The organism is Sphingobacterium thermophilum (assembly GCF_039541675.1).
Lineage (GTDB): Bacteria > Bacteroidota > Bacteroidia > Sphingobacteriales > Sphingobacteriaceae > Sphingobacterium > Sphingobacterium thermophilum.
Genome location: NZ_BAABGR010000036.1, coordinates 3,241 through 24,776, shown reverse-complemented (window position 1 = coordinate 24,776; position 21,536 = coordinate 3,241). Strand labels below are relative to the sequence as shown.

At 35.3% G+C, this 21,536-nt stretch carries 20 protein-coding genes and 2 pseudogenes; 15 read left to right on the top strand and 7 right to left on the bottom strand.

What is annotated here, in order from left to right:
• Positions 1 to 67: 67 nt before the first annotated feature.
• The 3 genes from ABD873_RS13875 to ABD873_RS12700 form a co-directional block, all read right to left on the bottom strand.
• A complete protein-coding gene (locus ABD873_RS13875; RefSeq protein ID WP_486387643.1) occupies positions 68 to 328 on the bottom strand; it encodes an RNA polymerase sigma factor in 261 nt (86 codons plus the stop codon).
• 215 nt (positions 329 to 543) lie between these two features.
• Complete coding sequence (locus ABD873_RS12705; RefSeq protein ID WP_345068872.1) at positions 544 to 999, bottom strand: GNAT family N-acetyltransferase; 456 nt, start codon at positions 997 to 999, stop codon at positions 544 to 546.
• Positions 1,000 to 1,228: 229 nt separating this feature from the next.
• Positions 1,229 to 1,561, bottom strand: coding sequence for an arsenate reductase ArsC (locus tag ABD873_RS12700; RefSeq protein ID WP_345068874.1), 333 nt, complete (start codon positions 1,559 to 1,561; stop codon positions 1,229 to 1,231).
• A gap of 269 nt (positions 1,562 to 1,830) precedes the next feature.
• On the opposite strand from ABD873_RS12700, the gene ABD873_RS12695 reads away from it, so the two are divergent.
• The 14 genes and pseudogenes from ABD873_RS12695 to ABD873_RS12630 all read left to right on the top strand — a co-directional run bounded on the left by ABD873_RS12695 (position 1,831) and on the right by ABD873_RS12630 (position 18,483).
• On the top strand, positions 1,831 to 2,508 hold the full coding sequence (locus ABD873_RS12695) for a response regulator transcription factor (protein ID WP_345068870.1): 678 nt from the start codon (positions 1,831 to 1,833) through the stop codon (positions 2,506 to 2,508).
• 115 nt (positions 2,509 to 2,623) lie between these two features.
• Positions 2,624 to 3,847, top strand: coding sequence for a sensor histidine kinase (locus ABD873_RS12690; RefSeq protein ID WP_345068868.1), 1,224 nt, complete (start codon positions 2,624 to 2,626; stop codon positions 3,845 to 3,847).
• An 83-nt stretch (positions 3,848 to 3,930) separates the two neighbouring features.
• Positions 3,931 to 5,184: a TolC family protein gene (locus ABD873_RS12685; RefSeq protein ID WP_345068866.1), complete on the top strand. Its 1,254-nt coding sequence runs from the start codon at positions 3,931 to 3,933 to the stop codon at positions 5,182 to 5,184.
• 4 nt (positions 5,185 to 5,188) lie between these two features.
• Positions 5,189 to 6,286, top strand: a complete 1,098-nt coding sequence (locus tag ABD873_RS12680; protein ID WP_345068864.1) for an efflux RND transporter periplasmic adaptor subunit — start codon at positions 5,189 to 5,191, stop codon at positions 6,284 to 6,286.
• Between the two features lie 4 nt (positions 6,287 to 6,290).
• On the top strand, positions 6,291 to 9,380 hold the full coding sequence (locus ABD873_RS12675) for an efflux RND transporter permease subunit (protein WP_345068862.1): 3,090 nt from the start codon (positions 6,291 to 6,293) through the stop codon (positions 9,378 to 9,380).
• 438 nt (positions 9,381 to 9,818) lie between these two features.
• On the top strand, positions 9,819 to 10,385 hold the full coding sequence (locus ABD873_RS12670; protein ID WP_345068860.1) for an IS3 family transposase: 567 nt from the start codon (positions 9,819 to 9,821) through the stop codon (positions 10,383 to 10,385).
• The gene (locus ABD873_RS13855; RefSeq protein ID WP_425568722.1) at positions 10,386 to 10,847 is read left to right on the top strand and encodes a DDE-type integrase/transposase/recombinase; all 462 of its coding nucleotides are present in this window, start codon (positions 10,386 to 10,388) and stop codon (positions 10,845 to 10,847) included. It abuts the gene before it with no gap.
• Positions 10,729 to 11,665, top strand: a pseudogene (locus ABD873_RS13850) (peptidase U32 family protein). Before ABD873_RS13855 ends, ABD873_RS13850 begins: the two are co-directional and overlap by 119 nt.
• The gene (locus ABD873_RS12655; protein ID WP_345068854.1) at positions 11,662 to 11,892 is read left to right on the top strand and encodes a ferredoxin; all 231 of its coding nucleotides are present in this window, start codon (positions 11,662 to 11,664) and stop codon (positions 11,890 to 11,892) included. Before ABD873_RS13850 ends, ABD873_RS12655 begins: the two are co-directional and overlap by 4 nt.
• Positions 11,893 to 12,289: 397 nt before the next feature.
• Positions 12,290 to 14,647 (top strand): TonB-dependent receptor, encoded by a 2,358-nt coding sequence (locus ABD873_RS12650; protein WP_345068852.1) that lies wholly within the window; start codon positions 12,290 to 12,292, stop codon positions 14,645 to 14,647.
• Between the two features lies 1 nt (position 14,648).
• Positions 14,649 to 15,812 (top strand): PepSY-associated TM helix domain-containing protein, encoded by a 1,164-nt coding sequence (locus ABD873_RS12645; protein ID WP_345068850.1) that lies wholly within the window; start codon positions 14,649 to 14,651, stop codon positions 15,810 to 15,812.
• Positions 15,813 to 15,979: 167 nt separating this feature from the next.
• Entirely contained in the window at positions 15,980 to 16,324 is a 345-nt protein-coding gene (locus ABD873_RS12640) for a winged helix-turn-helix transcriptional regulator (protein ID WP_345068848.1), read from the top strand.
• A 121-nt stretch (positions 16,325 to 16,445) separates the two neighbouring features.
• On the top strand, positions 16,446 to 17,063 hold the full coding sequence (locus ABD873_RS12635; RefSeq protein WP_345068846.1) for an FMN-dependent NADH-azoreductase: 618 nt from the start codon (positions 16,446 to 16,448) through the stop codon (positions 17,061 to 17,063).
• A gap of 862 nt (positions 17,064 to 17,925) precedes the next feature.
• Positions 17,926 to 18,483, top strand: coding sequence for a transposase (locus ABD873_RS12630; RefSeq protein WP_345068844.1), 558 nt, complete (start codon positions 17,926 to 17,928; stop codon positions 18,481 to 18,483).
• Between the two features lie 599 nt (positions 18,484 to 19,082).
• On the opposite strand, the gene ABD873_RS12625 is transcribed toward ABD873_RS12630, so the two are convergent.
• From ABD873_RS12625 to ABD873_RS12615, 3 genes are read right to left on the bottom strand one after another with little or no spacing between them, the layout of a single operon-like run.
• Entirely contained in the window at positions 19,083 to 19,421 is a 339-nt protein-coding gene (locus ABD873_RS12625; protein WP_345068842.1) for a GNAT family N-acetyltransferase, read from the bottom strand.
• 13 nt (positions 19,422 to 19,434) lie between these two features.
• Positions 19,435 to 20,319, bottom strand: coding sequence for a pirin family protein (locus ABD873_RS12620; RefSeq protein WP_345068840.1), 885 nt, complete (start codon positions 20,317 to 20,319; stop codon positions 19,435 to 19,437).
• Positions 20,316 to 20,702, bottom strand: coding sequence for a DoxX family protein (locus ABD873_RS12615; RefSeq protein WP_345068838.1), 387 nt, complete (start codon positions 20,700 to 20,702; stop codon positions 20,316 to 20,318). The genes ABD873_RS12620 and ABD873_RS12615 overlap by 4 nt, the downstream gene beginning before the upstream one ends.
• Before the next feature lie 96 nt (positions 20,703 to 20,798).
• Between ABD873_RS12615 and ABD873_RS12610 the strand changes: the two genes are divergently transcribed.
• Positions 20,799 to 21,146, top strand: coding sequence for a winged helix-turn-helix transcriptional regulator (locus ABD873_RS12610; protein WP_345068836.1), 348 nt, complete (start codon positions 20,799 to 20,801; stop codon positions 21,144 to 21,146).
• 203 nt (positions 21,147 to 21,349) lie between these two features.
• Here the strand turns inward: ABD873_RS12610 and ABD873_RS12605 are convergent.
• Positions 21,350 to 21,536 (bottom strand): annotated as a pseudogene (locus tag ABD873_RS12605) (type I methionyl aminopeptidase); the annotation flags it as partial.

Sequence of the window (21,536 nt, the reverse complement as noted above, 5' to 3'; positions counted from 1 at the left end):
TTGAAAGCGACAAACAGGCGTGTTAGGGTGTTTAGGTTTAGGTTAATTTGATGAGAATTTTGTAAAATTATGCAGTCTTAATTTGGGGAAGTCGACAGGGCAATGTTATTTTTTGTTGCCTTTCTCTGTCTTTTTTCTTTTTTAGGTTTATAGATTGGTTGATAATCGATTTTATCAAATACGCATTTTGATTGGAAATTGTACTAACCTCTTTTACGTTGAATTTTATCAAAACGTCCTGAATTACATCTTGGCTATCGTCAATATTTCCCAAAATGTTGTAAGCGTAAGGAAATAGTTTTTTGATCAATATGTTTAAATCGTCCATTTTTCATTTTAGAATTAGACAATTTCAAAGGTAATAATGTGACAGTTTTTGCGGTGTGTTTGTCCTAGCTGAAATGCTAACGCTTCAAGGATTTGAGTTAGTGCCGAATATTAAAACCTAACGCTAATTAAAATAAAAAACAATGAGTGAAAAATAATTCAAAAGAAGCCGTTAACTCAGCATTACGCAAAACCAATGTTAGCGGAAGTGCTTTGTTAGGACTCTAAACTTAATTCCATTTGTAGCAGAAAACGGTTTTTTATTGAAGTTTCTAATTTATCATAAACTTTAAATCCAAAAGATTTATAAAAAAGTTCTGCGTTTGGGTCTGAATCGAGTATAATTTTTTTAATATTCTTTTCTTTCGCTTTTTCGATGCAATCATTCATTAAGGTTTTTCCATAACCTTTGCCAATAAATTCTGGTAATAAAAATAAATTATCCAGTTTTATTACTTCATTTTCCAACTTTAATATTGAATAGTATCCAATTGTTTTATCATTAACAATTAACTTGAAGGTTTCATTATTTTCGATATATTCTTCCGTAATAGTTAAGTCGTTTTTCCATTTTTCGAGCTGTTCCTTTTCATATCCCCAAAAAGCCTTTCCTTGATATGTTATTTCACTTAAAATTTTATGATCTTCTTTTTCGGATTTTTCTATTTTCATTTTTGACGAATGTTTTGTAAGCATTTCTGCTAACGGAAAAGGGCTTTGAGAAGGAGCGGAAAAGAAAGCACATAAGTCCAATTCAGCACTACAGTTAGCACAACTATTTTTCCTTCGCTAATTTACTCATTTAAAGGAAATAAAAAAATGGTTTTTGCGGATGAAAAGCACAAAAGTAGAGTTTTGCATTTAACACGCTCTTTTGTAAAAACCATGTTATCTGTAGCCCTTATTTTCCATTTACTAAGTTTTCCTCAATAAATTTTTTGCAATAATCTTTAATCATTTCACGAACTACTTTGAACTGATTTTTTATTTCTTCTTCAGTACCTTTCGCTTTTGCTGGGTCAGGAAAATTGTAATGAAACTTTTTTGCTTTCGATGGGAAAAATGGACATCGCTCTTTGGCATTCTCGCAAACGGTAATTACAAAATCAAAATCAATATTTCTGTACTCATCAATATGGTTTGAAGTGTGATATGAAATATCAATTCCGTCTTCTTTCATTACTTCAATTGCTTTCGGATTTACTCTATGAGTTTCAATTCCTGCACTAAGAATAAAGTAGGCATGAGGTCATTAATTTCTAAAGTTTCAAATTTTTTAATTTGATAAATTCAATTATAGTACAATACCCCTTTGTTATCATAAAAATCAGGAAGTTATTCTATACGTTTGATGTGTTTAAGGTATAGTTTTAGCCAACTGCCATTTTAAATCGGAAAGTTGCGATAATTATTTATAAATGACAAAGACTGACATATTTCATTGAAATACATTCAACTAATTAATTTTAAGCTTAGTTTGATTAACTTTGAGAAAAATTACAAATGCAAATTATTCTTATCGAAGACGACAAACGAATCAGCGATTTTGTAGTAAAGGGTTTAGAAGAAAATGGACACTTTGTAATCCTTTGCAGAAGCGCAGAAGAATTTTTGAATGATTTTATTCAATCCTCCTTCGATTTGATCATTTGTGATATAATGCTTCCTAATATGGATGGCATCCAACTGGTCCAAACTCTTCGGTACAAAAATATATTTACACCTATTTTGATGTTAACGGCACTAAGTTCGGTGCAAGACAAAGTTTCTGCATTGGACTTTGGTGCTGATGATTATATGACCAAACCTTTTCATTTTGATGAATTGTTATCTCGTATTAATGCATTGACACGTCGTCATCACTATGCTCAAAACGAAGAAAAATTAGACATTTTTGAGACAGGTGATTTGTTTGTGGACTTACAACAATACCAAGTAAAAGTAGCAGGAGCTGAGGTAGTCCTATCACCAAAAGAGTTTAAATTATTGAATTATCTCATAGAAAATGTAAATAAAGCCGTTTCTAGAGTACAGATTTTAAATGCGGTTTGGGGAATTACTTTTGATAACCATACGAATGTGGTGGATGTTTATATTTCGTATTTGAGAAATAAGATTGAGAAAAATAAAAAATACATCTTCACAATAAAAAGTGTGGGATATATGCTAAAAGTAGAGTAGTATGAAGTTGAGAAATCGTTTATGTATCTATGCAGTTTTGATTTTTGGTATCATAATCTTGACGATCTCCTTAGTGATTTATTTTTCTTTTTATACTGCAATGGAGAAAAAGGAGATGAAAGGATTAGAAAACAAAACTTTATTGTCGGCTATTTACTATCTAGAGCAAGATGAACTAACTACTTCAGAACACGAAAACATTAAAAGTCAATTACTCAAAACGATTTCGCGTAAGAATATTGCCATTTATAACATTAACCATCAAAAAGTTAATGGTGAAATGCAGCAAGATACAAGCATCTCTGATGAATTTTTGAAGCTTGTTCGTCAAGAAAAAGAAGCTGCCTTTCAAACCGATGATTATTTCTATCACGGGATTTTTTATACCGATAACCAAGGAGATTTTGTGGTGATTGCCCGTGAACCCAAAGCAGAATTCAACGACCAAATGCATTCCTTATTGCAAATCCTAAGTTTTGTATCTGTACTTGGTTTAGCCATTATTTTTGTCGTGTCTCAATATTTAGGTTATATCGCCTACCAACCCATCACGCATTTTATCACACAAATTAAAAACCGAAACGAAATTAATTTTAACGAGCCTATTGTGCTCCAATATTCCTATACTGAGATTAAAGAATTAACGACCACTTACAACACATTCATCAATCAATTGGCGCAAACTTTTCACGTGCAAAAGAATTTTATCGATTATGTTTCCCACGAATTGCGTACACCCATTACCGCATTAATGGGTACGTTGGAAGTGACCAAACAAAAAGGGCGTACGATAGAAGAGTATGAAAGCGTATTACAACAGCTGAAACAATACACCACCGATTTGCAAGAAACCATCGATCAAATGATGCTACTTTCTGGTGCGAAAACCAATTTCGAATTATCGCCCGTTCGCATCGACGAAGTCATCTGGGAAATAGTGGAAAACCAAATCATCTATCACCAAGCCGATATTAAAGTGGATTTGGATGTAGTCAACGACCAAATGCTCACTGTGAATGGGAATAATCAATTGTTGAATTTAGCCATCGGGAATTTAATTTCGAATGCGATCAAGTATTCCGATAACCAACAAGTTCAAATTCAATTCACAACTTCTGAAAATCGACTAATTCTTCAGATTAAAGATACCGGAATTGGAATTGATCCCAACGATTTACCGAACATTCGTCAAAATTTCTTCCGAGGAAAAAATACAACGAACTATCAAGGAAAAGGTATCGGTTTATCCATTGCCGATATTATTTTTAAAATCCATCACATCGAATTGGACATTTTACCCAATCAACCCAAAGGAAGTATTATGCGCTTAACTTTTTAGGCTAATTCTAATCATTTTCTAATCTACATTAAAATTCCCTTTAATCTTAGATATATAGATTTGGCCTTTGTTAAAATCTATATATGAAGCATCTTTTATTTTCTGTGGCTATCGTTTGTGCAGCATCTGAAATACAAGCACAAACTTTCACCTTAGCCGATCTCGAGAATCAATTTATCCAAAACAATACGCAATTGTTGGCGTCAAAATACAATATTGATAAAGCCCAAGCTGAAATTATTCAGGAAAAGTTATTGCCTAACCCAACCCTGTCCATTTCGGAAGTAAACCTTTGGAAAACCTACAATGTAGAAACACAACCGTATTTGTTTGGGAAATATGGTCAAAATCAACAAATAGCAGTCGAATTAGAACAATTAATTGAAACCGCAGGTAAGCGTAAAAAACGGGTTGCCTTAAAACAATTGGAACAACAATCTGCCACTTTAGATTATGAAGAAACTTTGCGCGAATTACGCAAAGACCTGCGTTTGGCTTTTTATCAATTAAATCGTATTCAGCAAGAAGAGCAACAGCTGAAGGAAATAGTAGACTTGTACTCGCAAATGAGCGAACAATACCATCGTCAAGCGCAATTGAGAAATATCGCAACTGCTGATTTCTATCGTGTACAAACCGAATTAATTGCCTTACAAAAAGAGCAAATCGAATTGGAAAATGAACGTTTCGAAGCGTTGAATACACTCCGAATCTTAACGCATAATCCTGTTTTAGAAATCGAGCACATTTCGTTTCCAAATAATCAGCTGCATCTTTCTAAAAAACTACCGCTTAATCTTATAGAAATCGCTCAACAACAAAATATTGGATTAAAACGACAAGAAAACGAACAGGCAAAAGCAAAACAACTCTTGGATATAGAAAAAGCTCAAAAAACGCCAGATATAAGAGTTCAAATGAATTACGATCGAGGTGGAAATATTATGAATGATTTTGTGGGGGTTGGTGTGAGCTTCGATTTGCCCATTTTCAATCGCAACAAAGGAAATATCAAAGCCGCTGAAATAGGAATTCAACAACAACAATTGAACAAACAATCTTTAGAAAATAATCTAACCCAATCCATTCACCAACTGCAAAATCAATTGGTACGAATGGAAAAAATGATTGAAAATTGGCCCAACGCTCAATTGGAGAATCAAAAACAAATGTTGGAGAATTACAAAAAGCATCTGCAAAATAAGCAAGTGACTTTGTTAGAATTTATAGATTTTACCCAAGCCTATCGCGAAGCCAATCAAGCGTATTTGCAATTGCAACAAACCTATCAAAACACTTTCGAAGAATTACAATATATCGTAGGACAAGATTTTTAATCGTATGAACAAATCCATATACATTTTAGCGGCATTTATTTTTATTCTCAACAGCTGTCAGCAAAAAGAAGAAGAAAAGCCAGTTGAAACAGACAAGAAAGAATCGTTCTGTTTAAACGAACAATTAAAGAAATCAACGACCATTTCCACGATTTCAGAACAACCGATTCACGAACAACTGACACTTTCGGGAAAAGTGGAATACAACGAAAATGATTTAGTGGCTTATAAAAGTTTATTACAAGGGATTGTGACGAAAGTCAATTTCGAATTGGGAGATTATGTGCGTCAAGGTCAAGTGTTAGCGGTAGTCAAATCGACAGAAGTGCAATCGATGACGCAAGAACGTCGCTATTACCAAAACCAAATCGACCTTTTGCGAAAGCAAATCCAATCCAAAAAAGAATTATTAAACGATGGTATGGCTGCTCAACCCGAAGTTTCGGCTTTAGAACACGAATTACGTGCCGCTCAAATCGAGTTGGATAAAGTGAATACAACCTTGAGTATGTACCGTGCTATTGGTGATGGACAATTCCAAATTCTTTCGCCTAAAAATGGCTACATCGTACAGAAAAACATCAGCTCGGGTCAGTCAATTTCCAATGACGCAGACGAAGCTTTGTTTTCGATTTCCAACCTAAAACAAGTTTGGGTTATGGTCAACATTTATGCAAGTAACCTGAAATATGTTAAACAAGGCGATCACGTAAAAGTGAAAACCGTTGCTTTCCCTGACCGCATTTATACCGGAAAAATTGATAAAATCTACAATGTATTCGATGATAACGAACACGTCATCAAAGCACGCGTGGTTTTAGAAAATCAAGATTTAAACCTAATGCCTGGTTTAAGTGCCGACATCATCATCGACAAGGAAAATGTGATTGGGACTGCTTTTGCTATTCCAAATTCAGCCAAAGTGTTTGAAAATAATAAAGAATATGTGGTGGTATACAAAGATGATTGCAATTTGGAAGTGCGCAAAATTACGCCCATCGCTTCCAATGCTGAATTCACTTATGTCGCAGAAAAATTTGCAAAGAACGAAAAGATCATCACTTCTAACGCTTTGCTTTTAGTGGAAGAATTAAACAAATAATCCAATGCAGAAATTAGTACAATCCGTCGTAACCTTCTCGTTACGCAATACGACATTTGTTTTGTTTGCCACTTTAGCGCTGCTTTTTGGTGGAATTTATGCCTTAAAACATACACCGATTGAAGCCTTTCCGGATGTAACCAATACCAGAGCGCGTATCATTACGCAATGGCCGGGACGAAGTGCCGAAGAAATGGAAAAATTGGTGACCTTGCCGATTTCGAAAGTAATGAACAGCATTCCGCATAAATCCAACATTCGTTCGATTTCCTTGTTCGGATTATCGGTGGTAACCGTACAATTTGAAGATGGAGTCGATGATTTTTATGCGCAACAATATGTATCCAATAAATTAAGTGGAGTCGATTTACCGCAAGGTGCTGATGTTTCTATTGAACCGCCTTCGGGTGCTACAGGTGAAATTTTCCGTTATGTAATTAAATCCGATTTGCCGATTAAAGAAGTGACAGCCATTCAAGATTGGGTGATCGAGCGTGAATTGCTTTCGGTACCTGGAGTGGCCGACGTGGTGAGTTTTGGTGGAGAAGAAAAAACGTACGAAATCAAAATCAATCCGACGGAATTGAAAAACTACGATTTATCGCCTTTGGATGTGTACGAAGCGGTTTCAAAATCGAATATTAATGTCGGTGGAGATGTGATTCAACAAGGCGATCAAGCCTATGTGGTACGTGGGGTTGGTTTGTTAGATAAAATCCAAGACATCGAAAATATTACGGTGAAATTAAACGGTTCTACACCCATTTTAATTAAAAACGTAGCGGAAGTGGTCGTGTCAAGTAAACCGCGTTTGGGACAAGTGGGCTACAACGAGCAAGACGATTTAGTGGAAGGTATTGTGATTATGCTTAGAGGCGAAAATCCTTCGGAAGTCATTAGTAATTTGAAACAAAAAATCGAGGAACTGAACGAACGTACTTTACCCGACAATGTGAAAATCGAAACGGTAGTGGATCGTACCAAATTGGTGGATAATACAGTACATACGGTTTCTAAAAATATTATTGAAGGTATTTTATTGGTGTCATTAATTGTTTTTGTTTTTTTATATAATTGGAAATCAACATTTATTGTAGCATCCGTAATTCCATTAGCATTTTTGTTTGCCATTATTATGTTGAAAATACAAGGATTACCAGCGAATTTAATTTCAATGGGGTCATTGGATTTTGGATTGTTATTAGAAGGAACTTTGGTAATTGTAGAAACAGTTTTTGTTGCTTTAGCTACAATGCAACATAAAGTAGGAGCAGAACGTTTTGCGAAAATGAGCAAGTTGGGTGCAATTAAAAAAAGTGCTGGTAGTGTAGCTTCGTATATTTTCTTTGCTCTTATTATTTTAATAGTTGCTTTATTACCGATATTTTCATTCCAAAAAGTAGAAGGTAAAATGTTCTCTCCTTTAGCATTTACATTAGGATACGCATTATTAGGATCTTTAATATTAAGTCTAACTTATGTTCCTGCAATGTGTAAGTTGCTTTTTAAGAAAAATATGGAGGAGAAAGAGAACTTTATTACTCGATTTTTTCAGAAAACTATTTTCGGATTATATGAAAGTGCATTTCGTTATAAAAAAGCAACAATAGGAATCTTTTTAGGTATTTTAGCTCTTTGTCTGTTTAAGTTCTCGCATTATGGATCAGAATTTCTTCCGAAATTGAATGAAGGAGCAATTTACATTCGTGCAACTTTACCAAATAGTGTTAATTTACAAGAATCAACTCGATTAACAAAAGAGATGAAAGAGTTGATGCAGAAAGATTGTGATGAAATTGATTTTATTTTAACACAAACAGGTCGTCCAAATGATGGAACAGATCCAACAGGATTTTTCAATATTGAATTTAATATTCAATTAAAAGATAAAAAAGATTGGAAGCGCAAGGTTTCAAAAGAAGAGATTATTCAAGAGATGCGAGATAAACTGAATCATTATCCAGGAATTGTATTTGGATTTTCGCAACCTATTCAAGATAACGTGGAAGAATATGTGGCCGGTGTAAAAAGTTCCTTGGTGATTAAAATTTTCGGGGATGATTTGTACGATTTAGAACGCTACGCCAACAAAGTAGCAAAATCCATTGAAAAAGTAGAAGGTATTACCGACATCAATGTGTTTAAAAGCATTGGTTTGCCCGAATTAAAAATTCAATTACACGATACCAAAATGGCGCGCTACGGCATCAATACTGCCGATGTGCAAGCCGTGATAGAAATGACTATTGGAGGACAAGCTGCTACTAAGTTTTATGAAAATGATCGACAGTTTGATGTTATTCTTCGTTTTCAGGAAGCTTATAGAGATACTCCTGAGAAAATTGGAAATATCTTGATTCCGACAAGTAACGGGAACAATGTTCCTTTACAGGAAATAGCTACGATTGGCTACAAAACAGGTCCTGCGTTTATTTACCGTGAAGGAAATAGTCGTTATATCGGTGTAGGATTCAGTATAGAAGGTCGTGATTTAGGAAGTACAATCGATGAAGCGAAGAAAGTAGTGGCCAAAGAAGTTAAATTACCGAAAGAAAATTACATGGAATGGGCTGGTGAATTCGAAAGTAAAGAGCGCGCAGCAAAACAATTAGCAATGGTTGTTCCGATTTCGTTAGTTTTGATTTTATTATTACTGTATACTAATTTCGGAAATGTAAAAGACACAGCGATAGCTGCATTAACACTGCCTTTTGCTTTTATTGGAGGATTTATTTCGCTTTGGATAACAGGAACTATTTTTGGTATATCTGCGGGAATAGGTTTTATTATTCTTTTTGGAGTAGCAACAATTGATGGAATTGTTCTAATTGGTGTTATTCGAGATAATTTAAAACATAAAATGCAATTAAAAGAAGCAATAGTTAATGGTGTTAAAAGTAGAATACGCCCTGTTGTAATGATTGCGCTTATGGGATCGATGGGATTATTACCAGCAGCACTTTCTACCGGAATGGGTTCTGAAATTCAAAAACCTTTAGCGATTATGATTGTAGGCGGATTGATGATTTGTTTGGTCTTATCATTTACCGTTTTGCCAACGGTGTTTTATATGGCGTATAGAAAGGATAAGTGATTAATAAAGATATAAAATTGTGAGGCATTATAATTTATAATGCCTCATAATTACCAAATCAAAAAATATGTAGTATTTACAGCGTTTTCAGCAGTCCCAAAGGAAATTGCAGAGAATACTCAATTTGATATCTACAATGACAATGGGTTAACAAACGATACGTATTGTAGAATATTAATGAGTAAAATCTTCAAATTACCGTACCGTTTATTACCCGATTTTTATATTAGCCCCTAAATAAGCTGGAGTTAAATTAATAAATTAATTACATAACTTTGGACTTATGAAATACAAGCAATGGAGCTTATCAGATAAGCTATCAATTTTACAAGAAGCAGAAGAAAATGGGGCAATAGAGACTTGTCGTAAACACAGTTTAAGTACAGGTACTTTTACGCATGGAAGAAGAAATTCGATTCCCAAGGAGAATCAGGATTAATGCCTGCTGTTTCTGACAAATCAAAAGAACTTAAAAAAGCAGAAGAAGAGAATAAGATTCTTCGTAAACTACTAAGTGATAAAGAAATAGAATTAGAAGTTCAACGCGAACTACTAAAAAAAGTTTGGGACATCCGATCCAAAAAAGATCTGGTAGACTACTTTTATACTAAATATCACATAAGTAAAGCTAAACTAATTCATTGGGTTGGCTTAAGTGATAGTACGTACTATTTCAAGGGGTCTGGCAAACCAAAAGGTAATAAAGCTACTTTATTAACCTATCATAAAACCCAAGGCTGGGTTAATGAGCATACTGTTGTAGAGTCAATTAAAAAACTTTTAGAGGATGATTTTATGGATTGTGGTTATCGCATAATGAGCGAGTATCTTAAACGCGATGGGTATACTATTAATCACAAAAAAGTATACCGTATCATGAAAGCTGCTAAGCTTTTACAAACTCGTATAGCTAGAGATCACTCAGACAAGAAGTATGTTAAGCATCGTAAAGTAAAGACTACAAGACCCTTAGAGTGTATTGAAATGGATATTAAGAAGGTATAGATACCACAAAAAGGGAAAAATGCTTATTTACTTTCTGTAATTGATGTACATACTCGAAGAATAGTAAAAGACTACTTCAGCTTTAATATTAAACAAAAGCAGGTAATAGAACTACTATCAGAACTTTTTGATGAGTTAGATTACCCTAAAAATGCAGTGATTAGATCGGATAATGGTAGTCAATTTATCGCCAAAAATGTAAGAGAATATCTTTCTTTAATCGGTGTATTACAAGAGTTTACACACATAGCAACACCGGAAGAAAATGCTGACATAGAAGCTTATCATGGGACTCTAAGCCAAAGAAGCCGATCTCACAGCCGTAATCGCAATGGATCAGGCGGTGATTGCCTACGCCAGACAGATAGGCATGGAAGTGCATATATCTACACAAGTCAATATTACCAATATAGAAACTGTAAAATTTTACGCCATGTTTGCAGATACGATGATGTTGAGTAGAGAATTGAGCTTGAATCAAGTGAAAAAGATTTGCTCACAAATAGAAAAAGAGCAAGTAAAAGGTCCTTCAGGTCGATTGGTAGAGATAGAAATTTTTGGTCACGGAGCCTTGTGTATGGCTGTTTCGGGCAAATGTTATATGAGTTTGCATTCGCACAATTCTTCGGCAAATCGAGGTGCTTGTAAGCAAAATTGTCGAAAAATATACTGTGATAGATCAAGATTCTGGTTTTGAAATGGAAATTGACAATGAATACATCATGTCACCTAAAGATTTGTGTACGCTAGATTTTCTAGACCAAGTCATAGATGCGGGTATTAAGGTACTAAAAATAGAGGGGAGAGGTAAAGCACCCGAATATGTGGCTACTGTTACCAAATGCTACCGCGAAGCTATTGATGCTGTAGCTGCAGGAACCTATAGTCCTGAAAAAGTAGCCCAGTGGATGGAACGTCTCAAAACGGTGTATAATCGCGGTTTTTGGTCGGGTTATTACTTAGGTCAAAAACTAGGAGAATGGTCGCCCACGCCTGGCTCTATAGCTACTCAGAAAAAAGTGTATATAGGCAAAAACACCAAATATTACACAAAAATTGACGTTGCTGAATTCTTGATAGAAAGCTACGACCTAAAAGTTAGAGATACCGTACTGATTCAAGGACCTACTACAGGTTCGCAAGAATTGGTTGTGGAAACATTGGTTGTAGAAAATAAAGAAGGTGCTACACAAGCGGAAAAATCGGATGTGGTAACTTTCAAAACACCTTTCAAAGTGCGTCCTTCGGATAAATTGTACAAAGTAGTTAAAGAACAATGATAGTCATTACTTTACAAAGAGATAAATGCATAGGTTGCAATTATTGCGAAGAATTTGCACCAGAATTTTTTCGCATGTCTAAAAAAGACGGCAAGTCAGTTTTACTCAAATCACAGGAAAAAAGAGGTTTTTTTACATATAAAACGCCGATAGAAGATGCTTTTGATGTGTGTGATAAAGTGGCTAAAGCTTGTCCAGTGAAAATTATTTCTGTGAAAAATGTGTAAGAAATAGTAAGTATAAATGAAAACCGATAGATATTTTGGCTATCGGTTTTTTTTTGTTTCATTTTCAAGTAGTTCTGTGTGATTCATTTGAGGTAACATTTGAGGTAATTTTATTTTTTTTATGCAGTTTTCTTTTTTAATTAAAATCAATCTTAGACATATACTCACTACTTTTTTTGAAATCATAAAAATAAAAAGGTCATAAAGAATATTAAATTGTATGATACCACATGACGAAAGGTGCACTTTGTTAATGTGATGTAGCAAAATAAGAAAATTGGAAAAGAAATAAATGTTTTATTTAGAATTATTAAAAATAATATTAATAAAATATTGTTTAAAAAATGAAAAGGGTATATATTTGCATTAATTTTAATTAATCTAAATAAAAACTATAATGACTGCGAATTATAGAGGTATCAGTACCCAAAAGTCGTTTCAACTCTGGCGATGGGCTCTATTAGGGCTACTATGCATAGCTAAGTTTACACCCGTATATTCACAAAGTGTTCAATTTCAAGTTTCTTCTCAGAAAAATTTATTAGAAAATGTAGCGTTGATAGTTAATGATAGCATTATAGCACAAACCAATGTAGAGGGTATAGCCCATGCGGATCCGAATTTGATAGCTGGACAGACCATTCTATTTTCTGCTATCGGTTATCCCAATCAGTATGTAGAAATACCACTAACCGATATTGCTAGTCACTATGATATTGTTTTCCCAGAACAAGAAAATGTGTTAGATGAAATTGTGATTACAGCAGGTAGAAAACCCGAACATATCTCTACAGTACCATCTTCAGTTACGATTTTAAATCAGCAAGATATACAAGCTCAAAGCAATATTACATCCAATCTTTCTGCCATCTTAGGTAATGCAGTTCCTGGATTAGGAACTACAACCAACAAAGCTACCAATGCCGGGCAGACATTGCGAGGACGAGCTGTATTGGTGTTGGTAGATGGTATTCCACAATCTACACCATTAATGAATGGCTCGCGAGATTTGCGTACTATAGATCCTTTAGTAATTGAACGTATCGAAGTCATTAAAGGTGCGACCTCTATTTATGGAAATGGATCAGGTGGAGGTATCATTAATTATATTACCAAAAAGAATAAAAATGCTCAGTTTTTTGGAGGACAATCTGTCGTAGGTACCTCTTTCAATCCGTTACATGGTAAAGATACTTGGGGATACCGAGTAGGACATTATTTTTCTGGAAGAAAGAATCAATGGGACTATACCTTTGGTGGTAGTATAGATTATACAGGACTGCAACGCGATGCAGACGGAAAACCGTTGGGTCAAACCGATGGTTTGTCTAATGTATATCAGTACAATGCATTTCTAAAAATGAGATATCAGATAAATACGCATGCTGCTTTGCAATGGATGTACAATTACTACGGTAGTACACAACATGCCAAGTATATCAGTGAGAATGGTGTGTACGGACAAACACCAACCATAGGAGTTCCCGGTGAAGAACCTGGAAAACCAGCTGGTACGCCATACAATCACAATGCGATGTTGACATATACACACGATCAATTGTTTGTCAATACCCAATTGGATGTAACTGCTTATTTCAATTCGTTTTCTTCAATGAATAGATATGTAGCATCGGGTACTGCTTGGTATGGTCCGGGACAAACCATGATCAATTCGGATAAAAAAGGTATTCGCATCAATTTCAATACGCCTTTTGCGGTAAATAGCAATTTTGCTGAAGTAACCTATGGATTGGATATACTCAATGATATTACTTATCAAGAACTTACAGATGGACGTGTGTATATTCCCAAAATGAATATGGTCAATGTAGCTCCTTATGCTCAATTGCGAATGGATTTCTTTAATCATCTTATTTTCAAAGGTGGCGTGAGATACGAAAATGCTAATGTAAAAGTAAAAGATTTCAATACCATAGCTACTGGTCCAGACGGAGAAGGTAGTATTTTTGTGTCTGGTGGTGATATCCCTTATAGTGCGTTGATGTTTAATGCCGGTTTGCGTTATACCAAATACGCATATTTCAATCCGTTTGTGAGTTTTTCTCAAGGTTTTGCTATCAACGAATTGGGAAGAATTTTGCGTAGAGCTACTGAAAATACTTTAGAAAATTTAGCCACAGATCCTATTATTACCAACAATTACGAAATAGGTTTCTCAAGTAGATACTCCATATTCAATCTCTCGGCATCATATTATATCAGCACTTCAGATTTAGGAGTAAACTTAGTAGATGTGGGCGGCTATCTTATGCCACAACGCGAACCAGAAAAAGTAAAAGGTTTTGAAGTAGCCTTAGATGCTCGTGTGCTCCCAACGCTTTCTATAGGTGGTAGTTATGCATATGTAGAAGGAAAAGCTACTCTAGACGACGGTTCGGAAGTGTATCTCAACGGTTCTCGTATCTCACCACCCAAATTGACAGGATATCTTACATATAGACCTACTGAATTATGGAATCTACAACTTTTCTGGATAAACACAGGTGCCCGAGATCGTTTTGCTCCTAAAGACAATGGCAAATACAACAATAGCGAAGGTCCAATTTCAGCCATTCATTTGTTTAATTTCTCAGGAAGTTATCAAATTCATGAACAATGGCGTGTAAGTTTAGGTGTGGAAAACATATTCAATCGCAAATATTTTCCTACGGTAAGTCAATATCGAGCGCTGGATGCAGAATATGTTCTTGGAAACGGTATGACTGCAAATATAAATGTCTATTTCAAATTCTAAAATGATAAAGAAAACCATTTTATGGATACATAAATGGCTGGGTTTGCTGTCAGGGTTGGTGATTGTTATCATCAGCCTTACTGGCAGCATTTATGTATTTCATGACGATCTCAAACTGATGTTTTATCCTGAAAAATATTATCTGAATACGCCTATTCCTAATGATTCTTCTCAACCTTTGCCGGTCTCTACTTTAACTGAGATTGCACAAAAAGCTTTATTAGAAGATGAAGAAATCACGCGAATCGATTTGTATCCAGCGAAAAATAGAACTTGGGTTTTTAGAGCTGTGCAGACCGACGAAGACGCTTGGACTTATGCTTCTTATTTTGTGTACAACAAACGAGTATTTGTAAATCCGTATAATGGTGAGATTCAAAAAATAGAAAATTCCAAAACAGAATTTTTTCAATTGATTTTGCAAATGCATCTGAATCTTTTGCTCGGTAAAAAAATAGGTAAGTCCGTGGTGGCTATTTCTACCATTTTATTTGTGATTCTTACTCTAAGTGGACTCGTATTATGGTGGCCCAAAAAATGGACACGAAAGAAAATCAGAAAACATTTCCGTCTGGATTGGAGTGCGAAGTGGAAGCGACTCAATTATGATTTTCACAACGTGCTGGGATTTTATAGTTTGTTAATCGCTTTATTGCTTGGATTTACAGGACTGGTATTTGCGTATCCGTCACTGAAATCTACTTATATATATACATTCAATCAACTCGAGGGCTCAAATGTAGCTATGCATCAGACGTTTGATTTCGTACCTCAACCCACATCCCATACTTTAGACAATGCATTGAAATATGTATTGCAAAAACATTCCGAAGCAGACATGATGTCTATTCGCTTGAAAAAAAATGCCGAGGTACAAGATATACAAGTACGATTGAAAAAAGACCGTACGGGACGATACCTTTGGTATTATTTCAATCAGAAAGATGGACAAATCACAGAAGTAAAGAGTTCGGCTCATGCAAAATTAGGGGATCGTATGGCGGGAATGAATTACGACTTACACGTAGGAAATTTTGGTGGAATTTTTACCAAAATCATGTATTTTGTCGCCTCCCTGATATGTGCCTCATTACCCATTACGGGTTTTATAATTTGGACTAACAAACAAAAAAAACTAACTAAAAAAAGAAAAAAAATCGAATAAAAAGTTTTCTGTGTGAGCTGATATTAATTTGGAAATCCTTGTGGTACACTTGGCTTTTTATTATAATAAAATTTATTTGAATAAAAAAACTGCTTCCTCATTTCGTTTTATAAAAAAATATTTTTAGTAATTTTTAGGTACAAAAAACATTTGAATAGATACAGTCTATGGATAATCATTCGATAGAGCAATGCAAAAAAGCCAAATTAGCCATTCAAGACACCTTAGATGTTGTTGGTGGAAAATGGAAATTTGTGCTTATTTCTATAATGCAAGACGGTCCGAAAGGGTTTAATGAACTGATTCGGGAGGCGGGTATTTCCCCAAAAATTTTATCCAAAGAATTGCAAGAAATGGAATTGAATGGACTTGTATTTCGTGAAGAACAAAAAACCAAACCCATTACTGTACATTATTCGCTAACACCTTATAGTCGAACGTTAGACAAAGTCCTGAATGCACTCGAAGAATGGGGCACTACGCATCGCAAGAAAGTCATATCGGGCAAATAATACCAAAACTTGTATGGATTCTATACTCACTTTCCTCCAGGTTACTACTTTCCTTTAGGTAATGCTTGACGAAAAAAATATCTCATTGTAAGAACTTTGTATCAATAAAATGAAAGCAAGTATGAATATAGTACGATTGATATCAAGTTTTAGAGAAAAAGATAGTTATAGCATCCGTTTGGGTGATGCTTTGATAGATAAATTGAAAAAAGAGAATCCGGTACAGCTCGTGGAAAAAAATTTTACGCTCGATCCACCGCCATATCTTCAACAACAGCATATACAAGCTTTTGCTACACCTATAGACCAATTGTCTGACGAACAAAAACTCGCAAGAGCTTATTCCGATCAAGCAATAGAGGAGTTGTTAGCAGCTGATGTACTCATTGTAGAAGTGCCGATGTACAATTTTACTATTCCTGCCACACTCAAATCATGGATTGATCAAATTGCTCGTAGTGGAATTACCTTTCGCTATACCGAAAAAGGAGCTATTGGTCTGCTACAAAATAAAAAAGTATATCTCATTATCGCTTCTGGTGGTGTCTATTCCGATAAAGAAATGCAAGCGTTTGATTTTACTGAGAGTTACTTAAAATATGTATTCCAATTTATGGGTATTACCGATATAGTCACTTACAGAGTAGAAGGTACCGCTATACCCGAATTGAAAAATCAAGCATGGCAAAAAGCATTGAAACAATTGGAAGAAAAGCCCGAATTTACTTTTACTATGTAATTTTTATAATCTTTTTATTTAAGATAAAGTACCTCAATGTCATTGAGGTATTTTGTTTTCCATACAGATTGTTACAACTTACAAGATAACTTCTTGGAGAAATCCAAAACGATTTTTATCTCAAACTTAAATAAAAAGGTAATTTTACTACGCAATCGAAAGCCAATCTATTTTTTTGATTTTCGATAAAGGTAATAACATTCATTATCTATATATTCCCATCTATTATGCTTGGGTTGTAATTTGGATTTATTCGCTTTTGTAACTTTACTTTCAGTATATAGATAATATTGATTTTTTTTTCCGTTTTATATAGCCGATAAGTTCGTAATTCTCTCGGCATTCTTTCATACATAGATTGTCAGAAAACACACTATAAGTAAGTATAAGACCTCCTGGTTTTACGTATGGTTCGCAATAATCTATCAGTTTTCCGGCAAACATTGAAAGCAGTAGATCGAAAGAAGTGGTTTTCAATCCCAAATCTGCGGTGAAATCTTTATCAAAAAATTTCTAATAGGAAGTTTCTTTAAATCTTTGGTTTTTATCTATCAAATCGGTAACTGGCGTATAATCGGCAAAAAAATCACAAGCTATAGGTTTTTTTTATCTATGTAAACGACATGGCTAAAATAAAAAGATGGCGTAATATGTACGGAACTTCCCGGATATATGACCAAACGTGAATGAAACTTCTCGTTAAGAAGTTCGAAAAGTTCAGAACGTTCAAATCACATGGATGTGGAAAGTTGATCGTATTTATTTTTTGCAAAATGTTTCATCTATAGCTGTCGTGTAGTAATATAATAGATCCCAAAAAGTGGTAGTTTGACTTTTTTAGTTTTTGAAATTTTTACAAAAAATGAATTTAGAAAGTAATTCGTATTTCAAATATAGAAATCAACTCTGTACTACAGGTAGATTGCACCGCAAAAAGCGTGATAATGATGTTAGTTATCAGTTTAAAAAATACCGAACATTCTCCTGTTTAACGTGTGCAGCCCAGCATTTGTGTACAGGTCGGCACGATGGACGAAGGGAGATAGAGCGAAGTGAATATGCTGAATATGTCGAACGCAACAAAGAGAATTACGAAGCCAATGCATCCTTATATCGCCAGCGACAAGAGATCAATGAACATATCTTTGGCACGATCAAGCGACAGTGGAATATGTATTATACCAATCTACGAGGCTTAGAAAAAGTGAATGGAGAACACAGTTTAATCATGTTGGTTTACAACATCAAACGAAGCATCAACATCCTTGGTGTACCCGATTTAATTGCCAAACTTCAAGCTTGGAACACGCCTTTCAAGAGAAAGGCTTGGCTTTTTATAAAAACGACCTATTTAAAGCGGTTTTTAGCCACAATCATTTTTAGAACTAACCAAAACACATCAAAATTTAGATTGGCTTAAAACAAGGATATCGCTTTGTGAAAATTGATAATCTAGGGAAAAGCGGTTTTTTTCACAGCCTGACGTTTGGCGGCTTGGCGAAGGTGGCGATTTTCACCACTAATGTTGATGCGGAGAACAAATGTTTCATTAACCACAAAACTGTCTGCGGAGAACGGAACCGCCACTTTTGCAAAACCCGTGTGCTTGTTGCACAACTCAAAAATAAATAAAAAAAATGGCTTGGGGCATGCTAAGCGATAGTGTTTTTGCGTTATAGTTGTATGCAAAGACGCAAACATTTTACCCCCGAACTTTTTTACCAAGTTAGTTTACAGAACTTGGTGCCTGAGGTTGGTAAAGTGGCGGAGTAGCACAGTCGTACCCGTTTTAGGTACACTTATCAACTACCATAATATTCCCAAGGGTATCCATTTTTCACGAAAAATAGACCTTTATCGACTGAGTTTTAGCCTGAATTAGCCACTCAATTTTCTACTTAAAATTTCATTGCCATAAAAAAACAGCTCCGTAATGAAGCTGTATTGAGGTCAATATTTTTAGTTTTTGAGATTTTTAGGGAGTTGTGCAACGGTTACCTTTGTTAGCAGTAGGTGTTTTTAGTCAAGTCTAATCTTTGAGTTTGTCGTTGTTTCTTGTTCTTGCAAATAATCATCCGCTAAAAGATGTTTTAGTTCGGGATGCCGGGCAAAGGTTTTGACCACAAACGGACATAGCGGATAAATTTTTGTTTTACTTTCTTCCGCAAATTCCACCAATCTATTGAAAAGCGGAATACCCAATTTTTGGTTTTTAAATTCTTCGTAAACCCTTGTACCATTGGCAAGCAGGTTGCCGTTGTCCAACCATTTGTATTGAATCCACCCTGCTTCCATTCCGTTGTCTAAGATAACAAAGAATCTCCCTTCTTTGCCATCGTCATATTGTTTGAAATTCATTTTATTTTTGTTTTTAATTGATAATAGATTTCCTCGTTTCTGAAAAGGAAGTGATTTTTTGTTCACTTGGCAAATCGTTCAAATGTGGAAATTTTCCCTGACGAAAATCTCGATACATCTCTGCGATGTCTTCCATGGTATCTGCTACAAAAGGTCCGTGATGAACCACAGGAACATTATGAGGCTGTCCGGCATACAACACAAAATGGGTGTCGTTTTCCAATGCTTCAAATTGTAATTCGCTCTCACCATTTTCTGTGATTTTTTCAAGCCAACCTGCCTGTTCAGCTTTGATGATTTTGTCTCCTGCTTTAACACTGCCTTCTAATACATATACCAAACCATTGTAGTGCGATGGAATTTCTTGTGTTACCACAGCTTTTTCTTCTAACCTAAAGTCCACCAAAGTAAATGGCGTATGGTTTTTTAATGGCGAAGTCAATCCGTTACTGCTTCCGCTATACACACGAATTTCGTATGTATCGGTTTTAATTTTTGGTACTTCTTCCAACAATATTTTTTGTAAGAAAGGCTGTGTATATCGCTTTTCGGGCGGTAATACCAACCACACTTGCAGCATACGAAGTTTTTGTTCGGAAGTGATTTCTTCAGTGTGGATAATGCCTTTTCCTGCGGTCATCAGTTCAAAACTTCCCGTTTTCCAATCTCTTTCATTGCCTTCCAAAACCAAGCTTAAGGTTTCAAACCCAGCGTGTGGATGTGCTCCTCCTACGGGTTCTCCACCAGGAAGGTTCAGGCTGTCGTCCATAAATAAAATAAAAGGGTCGCTGTCTTTGTAAGATACACCATCCAATACCGCCATTGCACGATGTCCTGTTCCCAAGAAACCATTATGCCAATGGTTTTGGGTTATTTTTGAAATGTTTCTGCGGATCATAATTGTTGTATTTTTTTGGTTGAAAAAATTCTTTGCTTCAGTTCGGGGAAACGAATAAACGCCGTAATCCAAAGTAGCATTTGAAAAATAACCGCCATTGCTATCGGTTGTTGATGTTGCAAATGTGTGACAATAGCTCCACCCAAATAGGCTACTAACAGCATTGTACCCAAAATTCCTGTTCTCGGAACAATGAAGAGTATCAGAGAGATTATTTCGATAATCCCGATGAACTGATACGTGGTGGCATCAATTCCGAACGAAGAAGCCTGCGCCAAAGCCGTTTCGTTTTGCGTGAGCTTCAGAAATGCACTCATTGTAAACACAAGTCCTAAAATGATGGTCAATGTCCATCCTGTGATTTTGATTGCTTTTTGTGACATAATTTTAATTTTTAAATTCTGATGCAAAATTCAGAATAAATACTATACCTTTGTTATTTGTTACAAAAAGGATAGTACTTACAAAAAGAATAGTATATGGCAAAACACACGGTAGAAAGTTGCTCAAAAGCCAAAATGGCTATCAGAGATACGTTAGATGTAGTAGGTGGAAAATGGAAGCTGGTATTGATTTCGGTTTTACGAAGCGGTAAAAAAGGGTTTAATGAATTGTCAAGGGAAGCAGGGATTTCTCCACGCATTTTGTCCAAAGAATTACAGGAACTGGAAATGAACGGATTGGTCATCCGAAAAGTCTGCGATACCAAACCTATAACGGTACAATATGAATTGACCGAATATAGTCACAGTTTAAATGATGTTTTGGTTGCTATGGAGAAATGGGGTTATCAGCATAGAAAAAGAATTGTTCAAGGGATTAAATAATTGTCAAACTGGCTTATGGTTGTCTTTCTGCAGTGGTTTGGTAGCATTGCACATAACGTTTTGGGTATTGCCGAAGGCGGGGAAATCGAAGCGATTCACTGTCAACCAAGCAGAAACTTTGGTAGAAGCATAAACTTTGAATTTAGCACATTAACCCCGCTTTTGGGAATACCTTATTAGCGGAAGGTGTTTTTAATTCCATTTTAATCCCAAATCCCATTCATTTCGGTCAGTATGATGGGGTTTCCATCGGTAATAACGATTGTATGTTCGTGTTGCGCCATAAAACCGCCTTTGTTTCCTACCATGGTCCAACCGTCATTTAACTCTGTTGCATAGGTTGAAGTTGTAGAAATAAACGTTTCAATGGCAACTACAGAATTTTTTCTA

Excerpts from the sequence above, each read along its gene's own strand:
- ABD873_RS13875 (WP_486387643.1), bottom strand. The coding sequence starts at position 328 with ATGGACGATTTAAACATATTGATCAAAAAACTATTTCCTTACGCTTAC.
- ABD873_RS12705 (WP_345068872.1), bottom strand. The coding sequence starts at position 999 with ATGAAAATAGAAAAATCCGAAAAAGAAGATCATAAAATTTTAAGTGAA.
- ABD873_RS12695 (WP_345068870.1), top strand. The coding sequence starts at position 1,831 with ATGCAAATTATTCTTATCGAAGACGACAAACGAATCAGCGATTTTGTA.
- ABD873_RS12690 (WP_345068868.1), top strand. The coding sequence starts at position 2,624 with ATGAAAGGATTAGAAAACAAAACTTTATTGTCGGCTATTTACTATCTA.
- ABD873_RS12685 (WP_345068866.1), top strand. The coding sequence starts at position 3,931 with ATGAAGCATCTTTTATTTTCTGTGGCTATCGTTTGTGCAGCATCTGAA.
- ABD873_RS12680 (WP_345068864.1), top strand. The coding sequence starts at position 5,189 with ATGAACAAATCCATATACATTTTAGCGGCATTTATTTTTATTCTCAAC.
- ABD873_RS12675 (WP_345068862.1), top strand. The coding sequence starts at position 6,291 with ATGCAGAAATTAGTACAATCCGTCGTAACCTTCTCGTTACGCAATACG.
- ABD873_RS12670 (WP_345068860.1), top strand. The coding sequence starts at position 9,819 with ATGCCTGCTGTTTCTGACAAATCAAAAGAACTTAAAAAAGCAGAAGAA.
- ABD873_RS12655 (WP_345068854.1), top strand. The coding sequence starts at position 11,662 with ATGATAGTCATTACTTTACAAAGAGATAAATGCATAGGTTGCAATTAT.
- ABD873_RS12650 (WP_345068852.1), top strand. The coding sequence starts at position 12,290 with ATGACTGCGAATTATAGAGGTATCAGTACCCAAAAGTCGTTTCAACTC.
- ABD873_RS12645 (WP_345068850.1), top strand. The coding sequence starts at position 14,649 with ATGATAAAGAAAACCATTTTATGGATACATAAATGGCTGGGTTTGCTG.
- ABD873_RS12640 (WP_345068848.1), top strand. The coding sequence starts at position 15,980 with ATGGATAATCATTCGATAGAGCAATGCAAAAAAGCCAAATTAGCCATT.
- ABD873_RS12635 (WP_345068846.1), top strand. The coding sequence starts at position 16,446 with ATGAATATAGTACGATTGATATCAAGTTTTAGAGAAAAAGATAGTTAT.
- ABD873_RS12630 (WP_345068844.1), top strand. The coding sequence starts at position 17,926 with ATGAATTTAGAAAGTAATTCGTATTTCAAATATAGAAATCAACTCTGT.
- ABD873_RS12625 (WP_345068842.1), bottom strand. The coding sequence starts at position 19,421 with ATGAATTTCAAACAATATGACGATGGCAAAGAAGGGAGATTCTTTGTT.
- ABD873_RS12620 (WP_345068840.1), bottom strand. The coding sequence starts at position 20,319 with ATGATCCGCAGAAACATTTCAAAAATAACCCAAAACCATTGGCATAAT.
- ABD873_RS12615 (WP_345068838.1), bottom strand. The coding sequence starts at position 20,702 with ATGTCACAAAAAGCAATCAAAATCACAGGATGGACATTGACCATCATT.
- ABD873_RS12610 (WP_345068836.1), top strand. The coding sequence starts at position 20,799 with ATGGCAAAACACACGGTAGAAAGTTGCTCAAAAGCCAAAATGGCTATC.